This window comes from Ehrlichia ruminantium, from assembly GCF_009728835.1.
Taxonomy (GTDB): Bacteria; Pseudomonadota; Alphaproteobacteria; order Rickettsiales; family Anaplasmataceae; genus Ehrlichia; species Ehrlichia ruminantium_B.
The window spans coordinates 205,297-222,565 of record NZ_CP033455.1; the positions used below are offsets into that span (position 1 = coordinate 205,297).

The 17,269-nt window shown below is 28.6% G+C and carries 9 protein-coding genes and 1 tRNA gene; 5 read left to right on the forward strand and 5 right to left on the reverse strand.

What is annotated here, in order from left to right; genetic code table 11:
* Nucleotides 1–196 precede the first annotated feature (196 nt).
* On the forward strand, nt 197–2,830 hold the full coding sequence (locus EDL80_RS00650; RefSeq protein WP_158406292.1) for an AsmA family protein: 2,634 nt from the start codon (nt 197–199) through the stop codon (nt 2,828–2,830).
* Between the two features lie 1,433 nt (nt 2,831–4,263).
* Here EDL80_RS00650 and lnt read toward each other — a convergent pair.
* The gene (gene lnt, locus EDL80_RS00655; RefSeq protein WP_230957213.1) at nt 4,264–5,739 is read right to left on the reverse strand and encodes an apolipoprotein N-acyltransferase; all 1,476 of its coding nucleotides are present in this window, start codon (nt 5,737–5,739) and stop codon (nt 4,264–4,266) included.
* An 830-nt stretch (nt 5,740–6,569) separates the two neighbouring features.
* Here lnt and EDL80_RS00660 point away from each other — a divergent pair.
* Complete coding sequence (locus EDL80_RS00660) at nt 6,570–8,048, forward strand: proton-conducting transporter membrane subunit (protein WP_158406294.1); 1,479 nt, start codon at nt 6,570–6,572, stop codon at nt 8,046–8,048.
* A 228-nt stretch (nt 8,049–8,276) separates the two neighbouring features.
* On the opposite strand, the gene EDL80_RS00665 is transcribed toward EDL80_RS00660, so the two are convergent.
* From EDL80_RS00665 to EDL80_RS00675, 3 genes are all read right to left on the reverse strand, one after another.
* Nucleotides 8,277–8,585: a hypothetical protein gene (locus tag EDL80_RS00665; RefSeq protein ID WP_158406295.1), complete on the reverse strand. Its 309-nt coding sequence runs from the start codon at nt 8,583–8,585 to the stop codon at nt 8,277–8,279.
* A 368-nt stretch (nt 8,586–8,953) separates the two neighbouring features.
* Nucleotides 8,954–9,403, reverse strand: coding sequence for an outer membrane lipid asymmetry maintenance protein MlaD (mlaD, locus tag EDL80_RS00670; RefSeq protein ID WP_158406296.1), 450 nt, complete (start codon nt 9,401–9,403; stop codon nt 8,954–8,956).
* A gap of 27 nt (nt 9,404–9,430) precedes the next feature.
* On the reverse strand, nt 9,431–9,712 hold the full coding sequence (locus tag EDL80_RS00675) for an NADH-ubiquinone oxidoreductase subunit NDUFA12 family protein (RefSeq protein WP_158406297.1): 282 nt from the start codon (nt 9,710–9,712) through the stop codon (nt 9,431–9,433).
* 138 nt (nt 9,713–9,850) lie between these two features.
* Between EDL80_RS00675 and nrdR the strand changes: the two genes are divergently transcribed.
* The gene (gene nrdR / locus EDL80_RS00680; protein WP_158406298.1) at nt 9,851–10,312 is read left to right on the forward strand and encodes a transcriptional regulator NrdR; all 462 of its coding nucleotides are present in this window, start codon (nt 9,851–9,853) and stop codon (nt 10,310–10,312) included.
* Nucleotides 10,313–10,427: 115 nt separating this feature from the next.
* Nucleotides 10,428–10,500 (forward strand) — tRNA-Ala (locus EDL80_RS00685).
* Nucleotides 10,501–11,315: 815 nt separating this feature from the next.
* Here EDL80_RS00685 and EDL80_RS00690 read toward each other — a convergent pair.
* Nucleotides 11,316–13,037 (reverse strand): hypothetical protein, encoded by a 1,722-nt coding sequence (locus EDL80_RS00690; RefSeq protein WP_158406299.1) that lies wholly within the window; start codon nt 13,035–13,037, stop codon nt 11,316–11,318.
* A 220-nt stretch (nt 13,038–13,257) separates the two neighbouring features.
* On the opposite strand from EDL80_RS00690, the gene EDL80_RS00695 reads away from it, so the two are divergent.
* Nucleotides 13,258–17,241 carry a hypothetical protein gene (locus tag EDL80_RS00695; protein WP_158406300.1) on the forward strand — a complete coding sequence of 1,328 codons (3,984 nt, stop codon included), beginning with the start codon at nt 13,258–13,260 and terminating at the stop codon, nt 17,239–17,241.
* The last annotated feature ends 28 nt before the right edge of the window (nt 17,242–17,269 follow it).

A 17,269-nucleotide genomic window follows, 5' to 3' on the forward strand; every position in this document is an offset into this window, starting at 1 on the left:
TTTTAATCTGGTATAATGAAGATTAATAGTATTGGTTTAAAATGTTGGTTTATAAAGTACAAAATATATATGTGCTCTCGTTAAGATATAAGAAATGTATGCTACTTCTTATATATATTATGCTTTCCCTAGCATTTTTATATATTGTTAATATTATTTGTGATAAATAAAATGTGAATGTTTTATTGGTACATTGATGAAATTCTTAGTATATTGTAGTTCAGTTGTTTTAGTATTTGTACTTTTTTTAATAGTTTCTCCATTTTTTATTAATTGGAATTCTTACTATGCATCTCATGTACTTAAACAAATAGAAAATATATCTAATGATATAAGTGTTAAAGGTGTAAGTAATGTAACTGGAAGCTTAATTCTTCCTAAGATTGTGGTAAGTAATTTGTATGTTGAGAGAGGTGATGAGTTATCTAGTTATAAATCAGCGATACTAATTGAGCGACTTGAATTAAAAATATCTTTGTTATCGTTACTTTTATTTTCTCCAAAGGTTTATGCAATTACTGTAGATGGATTGAGTATGCCTTTAGGTAGTTTTGTGGATATATTCACTACATTTAAAAAAGACAGTTTTCAGATTAGTAACTTTAATATTATTAATAGTGTTATTAATACTCATAATGATAGAACATCTTTTAACAGTAAGCCTATATATATTAAAGAGGGTAGTGTTAAAACAGTACATGGTGCAAAAGTCATAAGTGGTTTATTAGATATTGGTAAAAATAGTTATACGTTATCTGGTGATGTGTTGTTGGAGAAGGAACAGTATAGAATCACAGGGGATATTTCTTCTGAATTCACAAAAGTTACTTTATCTGGTGTATCTTATGATAATAAATTTGATGGTGTAATAGTAGCTAAAGGGAGTAATTTTAGTCAATTTATTAATGATTTTTCTGAAACTAATAAGACTTCTATTTTTTCTTTTATTAATTCACATGAAGAATTTTCTTTGTCCAGTAACATTAAGTTAATGGATAAGACATTTGAACTAACTGATTTTAAGGTTGCTACTGGGAGTTTGAATGGGACAGGACACATTGTATGTTCTGACTATTACTCGTGTAATATTAACGTTGATTTTTCGAAAATTGATATAGATTATTTATCTAATGACAATGAAGCGAATTACAGCAATAAGGGATCCCGTACTCTGGACCATTTTAGTACACTGGTCTCTAAGGATTTAAACTATCGTGTTAGAGTTAATGTTAAAGAAATAAAGTATCGTAACCAGGTATCAAATAACCTAGTGATGGATTTAGATATATCAGATGGGAAAGTCAATGTTGATCGTATGGTAGTAATGTTACCTGGAGATAATAACATATTACATGTTGAAGGTAGTATCAATAGTAATGACTTGGTGTCTAGTTTTAATGGTAAAATAAAGATTGATGGTTATGATTTTAGATCTTTTACTAGTTGGTTATTTCCACTTGATTGTAGTGTGAAAGAAAGCAGTAATGAGTTTTCTTTACAAAGTGATGTATATATAGCTCCTAGAATATTTTCTTTATCTAATATTAAAGTCTTAACTAATGGGTTTGGAGATCTTAAAGGACAATTGAAAATAAAGTATGACAAGAAAAGTAGTTTTATATCTGGTAATGTTGATATATACCATGCTAACTTTGATAAATACAATGTTAATACAAAACTAGATGTAGAAAATTTCATGAGGATGAAATGGTTGAAAGATATTAAATATAAGGTGAAATTTGATACTAATGTTAGTGATTCTATAATTCGTGCACGGCATGTTAATGATTTAAATTTTTCAATCGGTGTTGTGCAAGGTAAATTTAGTGTTGATAAAATACATTTTAATGCTACTGATGGATCTAATTTAGAGGGTTTTGTTAAAGTGTCTATTAGGCCTCAGGATGTTAGACCAAAAATGTCAGTTCAATTAAGGAGTAATAAATATAATTCTGATTTTATGGTATTTCCATCTTTGATACGTCGTGTATTTGATGATTCTAAGAAAGTAATTAACATCAAGTGGTCAGATAATGATTTAAATTTTTATGGGTTAGAACATGTAGATGGTGATATTAATATTGAGATAAAAGATCTTTTTTCTAAAAATAATAATTTAATAGATTTTGTATTTTTAGCTAGTTTAAAAGATAGTTTAATGTCTATCAACAAGCTTATGTTCAAGATGGATGAAGGATTTGTTTCAGCTAGTGGTAAAATTGGAATAGGTTCTACTTCGTCATTGTCTGCTGTAATGTCTATAGCAAATATTGGTCTAGATAAGTTGCTTAATAATATAAATATCAATGGAGTTACTGGAAATGTTAGTATAAGTGGTAGTGTTCAAACTCAAGGAAAAACGATTACTGATTGGGTAAACTTTTTGGATGGAAAGATGGAATTTGTTGCCAAAGGTGTTAATATTGCAGGGATAGACTTGAATAAATTTATTACGGACTTACTAGATACTAAAAGTAAATCTGAGATTGCGGCATTATCTCAGATATCGTTGTATAATAATAATACTGTATTTAACTTTGTCAATGCTGGAGCTAACATCAAAAGAGGCACTATTGCGTCTTCATTACAATTTGCAATTGATAATGCAGGTGGAGTTGCATCCGCGAATATTTCGTTACTACAGTTTGCTTTGATCTCTATGTTAAGGCTTTCGTTCATACCTCCAGGTATGTCTTCTCCATCTCATGTAGATATGTCTGTACAAGGCCAATTGTGGCAACCTAAGATTACTTTTGATATTAATAATTTATATGATATGGTAAGAAAAAGTACTGTCGATGTAGTAGAAACAGAAGATAGTGAAACATAGATTAAGTTTAAAATATCATATAGTTGACAGGTATATAATTCTTAGAAGTTACTGATTTGAGGTGATATCCGTGGTATCAACTTGTTATCCAGAGATTTTGATTGTTAGTTTTTATATAGCATGGTCAAATAATTTGGAGCAGAGTCTTTTATAGAGAAAAAGAGAGTATAATAGTCTGCATAATTGATTTTGTAATGAAGTTATGCTGTTACCAGTGATTATTATTTACGTTATAGTGTTTATAAATATTTGGTACTGAAAATCTTATTGTGTAAAAACTTTAGATTTTCGGTTTTTTTATGCAGTATAGTTGAGAACTTAAGGATTATGTGCTTTATGACTGAAAAGAGTGTGTAGGAATATTGTTATTATAACTGGGTTTTATAAGATTATTCTGTTATAAGTAATTGTTGCTCAGATTATAGTGTTTATAGATATTTGATGTTGGAAATCTTATTCTGTAAGAACTTTAGATTTTCGGTTTTTTTATGCAGTATAGTTGGATCATTAAGGATTATGTACTTTAGACTAGAAAGAGTGTGTAGGAATATTGTTATTATAACTGGGTTTTATAAGATTATTCTGTTATAAGTAATTGTTGCTCAGATTATAGTGTTTATAAATGTTTGATGTTGGAAATCTTATTCTGTAAGAACTTTGTATGTTTAGTGTATTGATGAATGTAGTATGAACGACTAATATTATAAGTTTACTTTTTATTTCTGTAAAAAAGCTTTGTTGTTATTAGGTATTATACTTTTTTAGTAATATATATTTTGATAATGTTATTGTATTGCTGTAATTTTGATTTGTAGTGTGGTTTGTATAAAGTACATACATAGCATTGAACCTTGAATTTATATTTTATAGTGAGAAGATTGAATTTATAAAGTTGAATAAGTTATTGTCTGATATAGCCTTGTGATGTCTAGAAAATGTGTCAATATTTATTTTACAAAAGATAACCATGTTTTTATATAACAGTTTCGTATTTAATGGTACTATTGGCTATGTGGTATAAGATAACAAGTAAAATAATAGAATCTTATCTTTTATATTCTTGCAGTTATTGTGAAGTTATATGTTTGGAAGAGACACATTGAATAATGCAATAATATTAATATTTGTGTTTTTATATAACAGTTCCGTATTTAATGGTACTATTGGCTATGTGGTATAAGATAACAAGTAAAATAATAGAATCTTATCTTTTATATTCTTGCAGTTATTGTGAAGTTATATGCTTGGAAGAGACACATTGAATAATGCAATAATATTAATATTTGTGTTTTTATATAACAGTTTCGTATTTAGTGGTACTATTGGCTATGTGGTATAAGATAACAAGTAATAATAGAATCTTATCTTTTATATTCTTGCAATTATTATGAAGTTATATGCTTGGAAGAGACACATTGAATAATACAATAATATTAGTGTTTTTTTGTTCTATATCTATGGAATATGATTTTAAATAGTAGCAAAACTAATATTATTAATCCAACTACTGGAGTAATGAACTTACTTGTATACTTAGAATAGAATGTCCCACTATTTATATGGTAGGGTAAATATGAATCAATAACGCCTTCTGTTATTATAGGCAATGAATGTACTATTATACCGTAGCTATCTATAACAGCAGAAATTCCTGTATTAGCTGCTCGAATTGTAGGTAATCCATTTTCTATGCTTCTCATTCTACTCATTTCAAGATGTTGATAAGGTTGTGAGCTTATTCCAAACCACCCATCATTTGTAAGGTTAATTATCCATTTTCCACTGATGCACTTATCTCTTATTTCATGGCTAAAAATGGTTTCATAACATATTGAAGGTACAAAGGGTACTTTGCTGTTATGCAATGGTATTAGTTTTTCCTTTCTCTCTCCTGGGCTATAGTTAAATCCAGCTACTATGGATCTCGGTACAATACTGCTTAATATGGATGGTATAAACTCACCAAATGGTACTAAGTGATATTTATCGTAATAATCAATTATTCTACCATTGCCGTCGATTGCAAATAGTGTGTTGTGAAATTTTTGACTTTTTTCATCATATCTTGTACCACCAGCAATTAAAAACTTTGGAATTGTAAACTTAATGTTATTCTTTATTGTATAACTGTTTTTATCTGTTAACAGTGGGAAAGAGCCCTCACTCCAGATAATATGTGTTCTTGAATTCAATCCGTATTTACTAGTTAGCCCTAGGTATGTTTGAAAAGTATTATATTCCTGGTCTTCATTTTCATCCCAACGATGGTCTACGTTGCCTTGAACTATGCGTAAAGTAATATCATCATGATACTTGTGTTCTTGATTTGATAACCTGTTACTTCCATAAACGTACATACTCACCAATATTGATAATGCGACTATACATGATAAAATGCTCTTATCTTGTATAGATACGCCAACTGCTGCACTACATAACACAGCAAGAAATGTCATCCCATGTGGTCCAATTAATGAAGCAGTTTGCAACATTTCTGTGGAAAAAGACCAAGAGTATCCCAATAAGTTCCACGGAAATATCATTTCAATACATATTCCAGCTATGGTGAATGATAATGATAGAATTATTAGCCCGCAAAATTTTTTATAGTTTATAAAATGAGTAATGGAAGCAGCTATACCAAAAAATAGTGATAAAATTGATGGAATTATTATGACAGCCAATGGTACTAATGGCCAAAAAATTTTTGTTTGATTTATTAATGGAATAGCAAGCCAATATAAACTAGTTGTGAAATATCCAAACCCAAACCACCATCCTAGACAAAAAGCTTGTTTTGTATTTTGTATGTGTGATAAAGTTATGTAAAATCCAGACATCCCGATCAATAAAGCAATAAACATATAAAAGGGTGGCGTTGATATAGCAGACATTGCTCCTAATATCATTGCAAATGTGTAACTGTATCTTTTATATATGGATGATTCCATTAATTTATGACCTTGTTAATATTTGATGCCAGGAATACCAACATAATAGCTATTGTAAACATTTTTTATGTTATGTAAAGCATAAGGCTTTGATTAAATAATAACAAGTTTTTGAAACCTGAACTATTAAAAACATATGACCATAGTATTATGTCTACTTTAAATTAATCCTAGCTTCAATTTGATTTACCATACTAGTGATATTGCTATTTTCTACTTTAACATATATGCTGCATAATTCTTCAATATCACTGTTTAAGAAAGGTATGCTTTGATTTACTAATATCAGGTTTTTTGCTGTTCTGGTTCACCAATGTACTCAATTTCTAGTGCATTTTCTTCGATTATTCCTAGTTTCCTGATATTTTGCTTTCCTAAGTTGTAAAGTAAAAATTACATACATTAGGCAAATATGTTACCAATCCTGTATATATTGACAAAAATATTATTGTGTTTTTTATGGTTCTAACTTTGAAGTTTAAAGACTTGTTAGTAGCGACTTATAGTATGATTATGTTATTGTTTTTATATCTTGCATACTTAATTATGTAATACAATTGAAAGGTTTGATTTTGGGATGTATATTTGTAATTACCTAGTTATTGTGTAGAATGCTATATCGTAAAAATATTATATTTATTGATGAAAGATATAAGGTTTATTGTTGTGTATTAATATTATAATATATTAAGTGAGAAACAGGATTTACAATAAATACGCTTGCCTTTTTGGGAATATTTTAGTAGTTTTGACAATCATATGATACTTGAGTTTATGGGGTATATCTAATGAGTAGTTCGTTAGCTGTGTTGCAGGTCGTTATACCTTTATTTGCTGCAATAATATGTGCTTTGTTGAAAAATAGTACATTAGTAAGAATTATATCATCTATTATTGTAATGGTGTCTTTTTCCATTGCATTAATGTTATTTTACCAGGTTTATTATGGTGATGTTATCAAGTATAGCTTAGGTGGGTGGATGATCCCTTATGGAATAGAACTTAAAATAAATATATTTAATGCTACTATGCTTGTTTTAGTAAATTTCATTGCTCTGATGAGTATATTGTATAGTATATACCATAATGTGAGAGAAATAAGTATAAATAAGATATCAAGTTTTTATTCTGTGTTTTTATTGTGCCTAGGGGGCTTTCTTGGAATATTAGTATCAAATGATGTTTTTAATATATATGTTTTTCTTGAAATTTCATCTATTTCTTCCTATATTTTAGTTGCAATGGGAAAGGATAAAACTGCTTTAGTAGCAGCATTTGATTATTTAGTAATAGGTACTATTGGTGCAACTTTTTACTTAATAGGAATAGGGTTTTTATATGCTATTACTGGTACTTTAAATGTTGGGGATTTATTCCTTATAATTCATGATAGATCTCTCATGACAAATAGGGTAACACAAATTGGGATGCTATTTATAATGATAGGTCTGTTTATAAAAACAGCATTATTTCCATTTCATAGATGGTTAATACAAGCTTATAGTTCTGCGCCTACTTTTATTTCTGTGTTTTTTTCTGGTACCTCTACTAAAGTGATGATGTATCTAATTATAAAGATGATATATGATGTATTTAAGGCTGATTTTGTTTTTATTACTTTGCCATTTAATGCCGTCTTTATGTGTTTTGCTGTTTTGTCGATAATTTGTGGATCCTTACTTGCAATTTTTACTAGCAATGTTAAAAAAATATTTGCATATTCAAGTATTTCTCATTTGGGATATATTATATTTGCAGTTAGTTTAAATACTAGTTATGGGTTAGTTGCGGCTATAGCTTATATTATTAGTCATAGTTTGGTTAAGTCAGCGTTGTTTATGGTGGTAGGTAGTATTGATTATAATTGTGGTAATATAAACCTTAAGGATTGTGCAAGTATTTCTGAAACTATGCCAAGGGTTGCTTTGCCGTTTGTTATATTATGTTTAAGTCTAGTTGGTATGCCAGTTACTTCAGGGTTTATTGCTAAGTGGTATGTCTTTGATGCGGCAGTAAAGTCTGATTTTTGGGTTGGTATTTTTGTTCTGCTTGTAGGGTCTGGGTTATCTATCATATATGTATGGAGAATAGTTGAGGCAATTTGTTTTAGCACACCTAATAATCAGATAATAAGTTCACCTAAAATGCCACCGAATGTTATGGTATTATGTATTTGGATAATGACAATTGCTTCCATTGTTATTGGAATATATCCAGGGCCTTTAACATCAATTTCTAATAAGATAGCAACATTACTGTTATATTGAGCATTCTACTAAAATTGTAACTTAATATATCTCTTGTGTTTTATCATATCTACAAATGTTACATAACGTTAAGTGAATCCTATACTTACATCCAATAGAATATTACCATTTAACTAATTATATTTCACAAAATTATAACGACATTTCCTATACTGAATTACAAGACTCTATCAAATTTTCAATAAATCTCGAATACTACCAAAATAATACCACTTTAGTTCCAGGTAACTACCTACCTCTACCATGCTCTTTACTTTCAAATACTTGAGATACTGAGTCGATAGTAAAAGCTGTACTATGTGTGGTATGATGTTCTGGTATATAGTTCCTGTCAGTAGGCTTGGGATTATATGTGCTTCCCGTGTTACCAAGACTGTTTACAGATAACTTTTCCTTATGTTGAAGTTTTTTAGAAAGTCTTTTTTTACTGTACTTAATGATACAAAAACCACCTGTAACTAACAGGAATATTGACAATACTATCAACTTTGGATTGGTTATTATATACAATAACAAATTATAAAAATCACTTAGCATAACATCTCTTTAAAATAACGATCACACAACTATTATTATATGGTCAAAATATGCATAAGCATAGCAAATAATTAGTGCCATGTTATTTTTTTTGATCATGTTTATGAAATTAGTATTTAACATAAAATAACTCATTATCACTTTATAGTATATAACTACCCTTTGTACTTATTTAATTTGCATATTATATGTTTTAACAGTTTGTTTATAATATCAATACAATTTTACTGATGTATATAATAATATGAAATAATTCATGCTTAATTATACTATCATCAATATATTTTTATGTAATATTATTGCTTAATTCCTTTGTCTGTTGTTAACTAAAAATATAATGCTGCCAGAGATATAAGGTTTTGACAATACTATTTCATTAATGAATCTATAACTTTAGCAATAATTGTATTAAAACTTAAATCTGAATGTGTATGTTCTATTACACCTTCGTTGGGTATAATTTCTTGCTCTGATCCAAGCTCAATATCTATATGTTTTTTTCCTAACATATTACTATTTAATATAGATGCAGAGCTATCTAAGGGTAATAGAATACCTTTTTGTAAACACATTGTTACTGTAGGAATATATTTCTCAGTTAATGATATTGAATTGACTGTTCCTATTTTTACTCCAGATATTGTTACTTCATCTCCTATATCTAATCCATCTACATTTGAGAACAATGCTTTAACTGTGTAACAACTACGAAAAGTATTTTTGTATGGTAATTTATTGAATGCTACTATACCAATAGATACTGCCCCTATTAGGACTAGGAGGCCTATAAAAATTTCAATAATGTTTGATCTATACATAAGGTACCGATGTTGATATGTCTTATATTATTTAAAAAATTTTTGAGGGTGGTAAGCATATTTAGTTCCAGTTAAATTTGGCATATGGGAATTTTGTGTTTGGGAGATTGGTAACTGGTTATCTGTGTAATGTAACCATATATGCCATAATGCAGGAACTTTTGTTGGATCAGCTTTACCATTATATATTACCCATCTTTTTTCTCCGGTTTTTGTTAAGGAATTATAGTAACGATTACCTAATATATCTTTACCAACTAATTGTTTGTTTTTTCTTAGCATAAACTGTAAATTACTAAAAAACTGCATATTAATTATATGAATTATAACTATAGTCTATGTTAATATAATACTGATGATAATATAATACAATTATTAACTAGGTATGTCGTTAATTATTTTATATACTAAATTAACTTGATAAAGCTGTGTATCTAGAAATTACTTATGAAATGTCCTTTTTGTAATAATATCAGTACTCATGTTAAAGACTCAAGGTCAATAGAAAATGGTATGTTAATCAGAAGACGCAGAGTTTGTCCTGTGTGTAATTCTAGATTTACTACTACTGAGAAACTCTTACTAAGATCACTTGTGGTAATTAAAAAGAATGGAGAATCTGAACCATTTGATAAAAAAAAGCTGCTGTCTTCTATTCTTATAGCTACGAAAAAACGTCCAGTGAATCATGAGAGAATAAATATGATGGTAAATAATATCTTTTATGAGTTAGAGGGTAAACAAGACAATGCTATTCCAAGTGATGTTATTGGTAAAATGGTTATGGATAACCTTTTTAAATTAGATAAAGTAGCATATGTCAGGTTTGCTTCTGTATATATGAATTTTAAAAATATTAACGATTTTAGTAATATAATAGCAAAAATAATTAATGAAAATCACTTGTAATGTAAGCATCATAGAAATTTATTGCTATGAGTATATTAATTCTTGAATTGTTGAAAAGGTTATGTTATTTAATTTACCGTAGTTTGAGTTGCGCCTATTAATTGTGATCCTATGGGGGGGTATAGCTCACTTGGTAGAGCGTCTGCTTTGCACGCAGAAGGTCAGCGGTTCGATTCCGCTTACCTCCACATTTTTGATATGTAATTCCTTCTTGTAAACATTTATATAAAGTAAAATATCTTGAAGTTGTTTGCTTAAATGATTTTTTAATATGTTAGTATAAATGTACATTGCCATTAGTATTAGTAACTTACTTATATGTTAAGTGATATTATTAAGTTCTGTAATTCAATATGTTTAAACTTGGTTATATTTAATTGCTTTTATAATTTTGTAGACTTGGAGAGTTATAATTAGTATTTAGGTTACCACTGGTTTATTGATATTGTAATTTTTTAAGTAATACAGATGCTATAAGGTTTTCTATATTATGAAAAAGTTGATAATTGGATTATTAATTTAATGTATTTTGTAGTTTTTGCTAATTTATCAGTATATTGATTTACATAACGTGTATTACAAATATTCTATATAAAAATATGCATTGTTACTTTAATTAACCTATAAATTGTAGATGATATTTTAGTTTGTACTTTATGATGCTAATGTTCAAGTAATGTATTATTTTTTATCATAATATTGATTTTACGTATACGTGTATTACATATTCTATGTAAAAATATGCATTGTTACTTTAATTAACCTGAATTGTAGGTGATATTTTAGTTTGTACTTTATGATGCTAATGTTCAAGTAATGTATTATTTTTTATCATAATATTGATTTTACGTATACGTGTATTACGTATTCTATATAAAAATATACATTATTACTTTAATTAACCTATAAATTGTAGATGATATTTTAGTGCATACTTTTATGGTATTAATGTTCAGTAATATGTTATTTTTTATCATGCATATATTGAACTATTGATAGTTGTCTACTGTAATAATCCAAAATCATAATGATCAATGGATATATGACTGTATTTACTTATGTGTGCATTATTTTCATGAGATTGTTGTGGTGTACCATAGTGTTTTATTATGTTATTAAAAGCATTGAGTATATAGTCATGATTATAGTTTTCTTTTATTGCTTTATAGAAATCTAATATCTCATCGTACATGAGGTTAAGTGGAGTGTGATGTTGACTATCTCCAATGTCATTTTCTATAGTAATTTTCTCTTTTGTAAGTGGAAAATGTGTAGTATTGGGGGTTTTATCTGTAATTAAATGAGTTTTTCTTTCTTGATGTTCTGTTGATAGGTTGCTATCTATTGAATCTTCATGTGGTATTAACAATTTTTCTTCTGAAATAACATGTTTATCATCCTGTAATTTATTATGTGGATTAAAGTTATCTATTGTAGTATCAGTTAAATCTTCTGTGGAGGTAGTGTGTATATTTTGTTGGGTATCATCTATATGAAAAAGAGAAGATATATGTTGTTTTAGTGTTGTATCTGGTAAATTAAAAATTGTGTTACCTTGTTGGTCAGAAAAATATATTTTAGTTTTATCATGTTTATCTAGTTTAATAGAGAGATATATATTGTTTGAATCTAATGTTTCATCTACTATCTTAAAAAAAGGTTTGGTAAATCCTGAGGGTGCTGCATCTTCTCTGATAACTTCTCGTATATTGTTGTAGTACTCAAAGGAATTGTCTTTATTGAAAAATAGATGTGTATTATTATCTTTAGGGATTAATGGTATTTGTTGATCTTTTAGTGCTACATTAGCTATATTTTTGTTTATATCTGGATCTAAGTCACCTTTTACAACTTTGAAAATAAATGGTTTATTCATATCTATGTTATTAGATCTACATGGATCTGCATCTACTTCAAAATTTGCATGTTGTAAAACTTTTATTGCGGTATTGTAATCGTCTACTAGCTTTCCATCTTGTTTTTTATCTGTGAAGTAAAAATTGCCATTATGTACTACAAGAAATATAGGATTATCTTCTATTATTTTTTGTGTAATGTCGTGTTTAATATTATGTAATGTTATACTTCCATCGTTATTAATTTGATGTTTTGTAATATCAGAATAACTTAGAATAAATTTGTCATTTGTGAATGAATGATAGTGTTTATATTGTAGTGATTCAGGGCTTAATTTTGCAATTTGTGTATTGACATTATGTAAATTTGTAATTACAGCACGCGTTGTTGATATATTATTATTGTGTGATTCCGGAATAACTTTGAATAATGGAACACCATTGTATTCCTGTTGGATTTTATAATATTCTTCTAGATTTGTTTCTTTTGATACTTCAATGATATTTTCTGGTTGAATATAAAATTGATGATAGTTGTATGAATATTCTTTCCCGTATTGGTTACAAATAACTAGAATGTAGTGAGGTTTTTCTGTTTCTTTATCAGTATTTTGTGTTTTGTATATTTTTATGTACCGGTATTCATTTGGAATTGCCAGATATTCATCATTTACGTAGTTATTGTATGGCACGTAGAATTTGTTACCTACAAAAAAGTAGTTTTTTGATGGCATTGTGATTTCACTATTATCTTCAGCTTTAGCTGTTACCTTGTATATATTGTGACTACAAAATGAGTTTACTTTGTTTCCTACTTCCAGTTTTAAAGAAATGTTATGTTTTGTGGGAAATACTGTGTTTTTTTTCATAGTTTTTTTATTATAAGTTTGTTGTTACTTGTTTTATGTATAAGTTTTTTATTATGAAGAAAGGGTTAATTTATTAATATAGAATATTTTTCTATTAAAAAATCAATATATTACTTAAAAGAAATTAATCAAATAATTAATTTGTTAATTTTTTAAGTTGACATTTTAAGTATTCTATATATTATGCTATTCCAAATTATATTTTAGAAGGATACGGCTTATGACAGATTCTTTTGGTAACAATACTAGTCTTGAAACGGGGGTTAATTACAGGAAAGTCAATGACTATTCAGGTTTGGAGCGTGACATACTAAGCAAAGCTTATGATATGAAAATCCAGGATTTTAATTTGGATGTTACAGTACATACTGAAAATGTGCTTTCTCCTATGGAAGCTAAAAAAATTGAAAATGATATACGTAATGCAGCTCATAATTTTAAAGAGCACTTTTTCAATATTAATGTTGATCATCAACCAGGTAAGGTTGAAGTATATCTTGTTAATGATGAAAATCAATACAAACAGTACTCTGATCGTTATGGTCTCTCGGGTGATAAAAATTCAAAGGGTATTACATATATTGAACAACAAGCACCTTATAGGTTGTATTTGTATAAGGAAAAAGTGTCTGAAAATGGTGTTGAGCAGGATAATGTGGTTGGATTAAAACATGAGTTAAGTTATGTTTTTCAAGATCATATTTCAGGACATAAGCTTGGTGAGTATACAGATCGGTATTTGCTTGCAAAATTTGTGAGAGAGAGTATAGCAGATTTTTGTGAGCACCATGATTCTATATTACATAATATGTCTGTAAATAAAGAAGTGCTTAATGAGTTTTTCAATGATAGTAATTTGAAATCACATGAAATTACTGATGAAATTACTGATGTATTGGAGAAACGGCTTGATGACTATAATACCTATGATAAATATGCAAATGTGCCGCTTAGAAATTTAGGATTTGTAGCTGTAAAGTTATTATCAGATTTGTCGCCATGGGTGTTTGAAGAGTATTTTAGTGATATTAAAAATGACCAAGACCGATTTGTGAGGTTGGATTTACGTCATATGAACGAGCCATTAGGTAAGGTGTTTGAAGATTGGGTGAAGTCAGATTTAAAGTCTTTAGAGACAGAATATAAAATTCAACATAATATACCGGAAGATGTAACACTGCAATATGTTCGAGATTATGATCATGCTGATCACGAAATAAACAATCCTAAGGTACATTTGGTAAAGTATGTTCATGTCGGTGATAGTATAGCAAAGTTCCCAGCTGCTATTGTAAATTTTGATACGCAACATTCTGTTGCTGAAGAAAGTAGTGTTGATGGCTATAGAGAACGTATTGGGCCTTCTAAGAGTGATTATGATGTTCCTCCTGATGTTATAACTGATAAGCTTTCGCCTTTAAGTACTGATAATATAGTGCCTATTGGTAATAGCCAAGATTTTAAGGATAGTGTCTTTAATAATGTACATGATATTAAAGATAATGATTTAATGTTAACCTTGAAGGTATACACTTTAAAGGGATTACCTAATGATAGAATGCATGAAATAGAGAAGGGATTTTATGATACTATAGAGAAATTCAAGAGTAATTTTGGGTTAGATGGTAATGGTAAAGAGGCAACTTTTGAATTGTATTTATTTGATAATAGAGATCAATACGAGCATTATAGTAAACTTTATAATTTAGGTATAGGTGGTGCTGGTGGTGTTACTTTTTATGGAAATGAAAATTCTCCATCTAGAATTTATGTGTATAAGTTTGGAGATATCTTAAATTTAAAGCATGAATTGACACATGCTCTGGAAAATTATGCGTCTGGATATACTTTGTCTAGATCTCAGTTACATCATGATATCTTTTCAGAAGGATTAGCAGAATATATAGAGAATGATGATAGTTTTATTCTTAAAGGTTTAAAAAATAAAGCAAAAACTTTAGATGTTTTAAATACGAATCCTGATGCTAGTCATGATGTTTCAAGTAGTGATGTTATGACAAAAGATATACGCTTAAAATATAATGTTGGACATGCATTTGTAACATTTCTACAGGAAAAGCATGCCGATGTCATTCCAGAGTATTTTAAAGCATTAAAGGAACACAACTTTAGTCATGCTCAGGAGCTAGTTCAGGTAAGTAGCTATTCAGATTTTAAAGATTGGTTAGAAAACAAGGATATTTCTTTATATTTGCAAAATATGAATGTATTGCAGTTAGGAATGTCAGAAAAAATGTTTTCTCAAAATAATGTTAATGTGTTTGAAAGGCATGGATTAAATCATGAGTATTATTATGAACATATTTATGATATGGGAGGAAAGGAAGTAGGTAGTATATCTCCAATTGTACATTATGCGGCAAAAAATACTATTCGTACTTGGAATATTGCAAGTTCTGATATCATAGAAATAAATCCAAAATATAATTTTTTAAAGTTAGTAGACTCTCCGCTAGGAAAGCCTGCATACGTATATGCTGATAAAGATGGTAATGAGTATATTAACAGTAAGAATTACATAGAATATGTATTTAATATACTTAAAAAGTATGATCCAACTCTTGGTGTTCAGGAGAGTAATCTTGAGTTAAGAGGTGATTATAGTAAAGAGAATGTCAATCGCGTCTTTTCAAAGATTCCTAATGCGGATCAATTAATGGATAAATACTTAGATAATGCTGGTGCTAATTACAAAGAATTTGTACTTAATAATCCGAGTCAGTTTAATATTGCAAAAATATATTTTATACAGGATATTTTTAATAATTTTAAAGAAGAACAGGTCAAGAAAGTATTAAATGGGGCACCTGGTGTTGACAATGAGATCAGAAAATTGATTGGAGAATTAACATATGTTGATGTTCGGGATGTTGTACCAATAAATAATTTTGATATGAATAATATAGTCTCTAACCCTAATATAATGTTACGTGTAGGTGTATTAGGTAAAGGAGATGTCAGTGGAATATCATTATACTTAGATGATAAAAAAGTTGGGGAATTATCGACTGAGGGTGGATATTGTATTAAAGACCTTGACACTGGTAGTGTAGATTTTGTGTTCCGTGATGTTACAAAAATGACATCAAGTAGTTACCAAGATAAAGCATATATGGTAGTATCTGAAAATGATGGTGAGTTTAATACTGCACTTATTAATGATATACAAAAAACAAAAGATGGTAATATTGTATGGGATAATCAGTTTAACCATCCTAGTATTAATCATTTCCATTCAGGTTATAAAGATCTGTTATTAAGTGATGCATCTTTTAAGGATTATGGTCATATTAGTAATACAAAATTTGATGCTCAAGATACAGTGATTAAAAAAGGTGAGTTATTGGATGATAAAGGTACTGTAAAGGTTGATGATGATGTTTATCAAGCAAAGGTTACACATGATAATCAGATATTGCATCAATTTAAGAGTATGTCCTTTTATATAGATGAACCATCAACTGATAGCTTAGGGAATTATGGTAGTAATTTCTTTATTACTGATGAAGGAAAAAACATTAAGTTCCAGCTTCCTAAGCAAATTACTCATTTAAAATTGGTACAAGTTGATGGACATAATAAATTAGTGCCATGTACTGCAGATGGTAATGAGCATCCAAGTGGTATGCCACCTAATTTGACTGATGAGTACAGGTACATCGACCCTATTTTTGCTCATACATTTGAAATACAGTCTTATTCAAATAAGAGTAAAAGCATTGGATTGATAGACTTTGATCAGTATAAGGAAGGATCTTTGTTTAAATTGCAATACTATAGTGATGATTATCATATTGTTAAGGATGAACATGGTAATGCAGTAAAATCTCCTAATGTACATTATGCAACTAAAGTAGATTTAGTATATGATGGCAAGGTTATTGGTATGCTTTCTGATAATGTTAACCAATTTCAAGGTGATATTTTCATTGCTGCTAGCCGCAATTATAGTCATAGTGATTTTCTTTCGTCTAAATATTTTCAAAAGGTGGATATTCATGAAATCCAACCTGGAATATATTATGGGCAATATCATAGAGATGGAGCAGGTGATCTTGGTACTGATACAGGATATAGCGATCATGCTGTGTTTTACTTTACAGGTAATGGTTCATCTGTTACGCAACATGGTGAAAATGTAGCGCATAATTCTACTATTGTTCCGTATCACAGTGATTTTTAGTTAATATTTTAAGAAGACAGCTGTGTGC

Excerpts from the sequence above, each read along its gene's own strand:
- EDL80_RS00650 (WP_158406292.1), top strand. The coding sequence starts at position 197 with ATGAAATTCTTAGTATATTGTAGTTCAGTTGTTTTAGTATTTGTACTT.
- lnt (WP_230957213.1), bottom strand. The coding sequence starts at position 5,739 with ATGATATTAGGAGCAATGTCTGCTATATCAACGCCACCCTTTTATATG.
- EDL80_RS00660 (WP_158406294.1), top strand. The coding sequence starts at position 6,570 with ATGAGTAGTTCGTTAGCTGTGTTGCAGGTCGTTATACCTTTATTTGCT.
- EDL80_RS00665 (WP_158406295.1), bottom strand. The coding sequence starts at position 8,585 with ATGCTAAGTGATTTTTATAATTTGTTATTGTATATAATAACCAATCCA.
- mlaD (WP_158406296.1), bottom strand. The coding sequence starts at position 9,403 with ATGTATAGATCAAACATTATTGAAATTTTTATAGGCCTCCTAGTCCTA.
- EDL80_RS00675 (WP_158406297.1), bottom strand. The coding sequence starts at position 9,712 with ATGCAGTTTTTTAGTAATTTACAGTTTATGCTAAGAAAAAACAAACAA.
- nrdR (WP_158406298.1), top strand. The coding sequence starts at position 9,851 with ATGAAATGTCCTTTTTGTAATAATATCAGTACTCATGTTAAAGACTCA.
- EDL80_RS00690 (WP_158406299.1), bottom strand. The coding sequence starts at position 13,037 with ATGAAAAAAAACACAGTATTTCCCACAAAACATAACATTTCTTTAAAA.
- EDL80_RS00695 (WP_158406300.1), top strand. The coding sequence starts at position 13,258 with ATGACAGATTCTTTTGGTAACAATACTAGTCTTGAAACGGGGGTTAAT.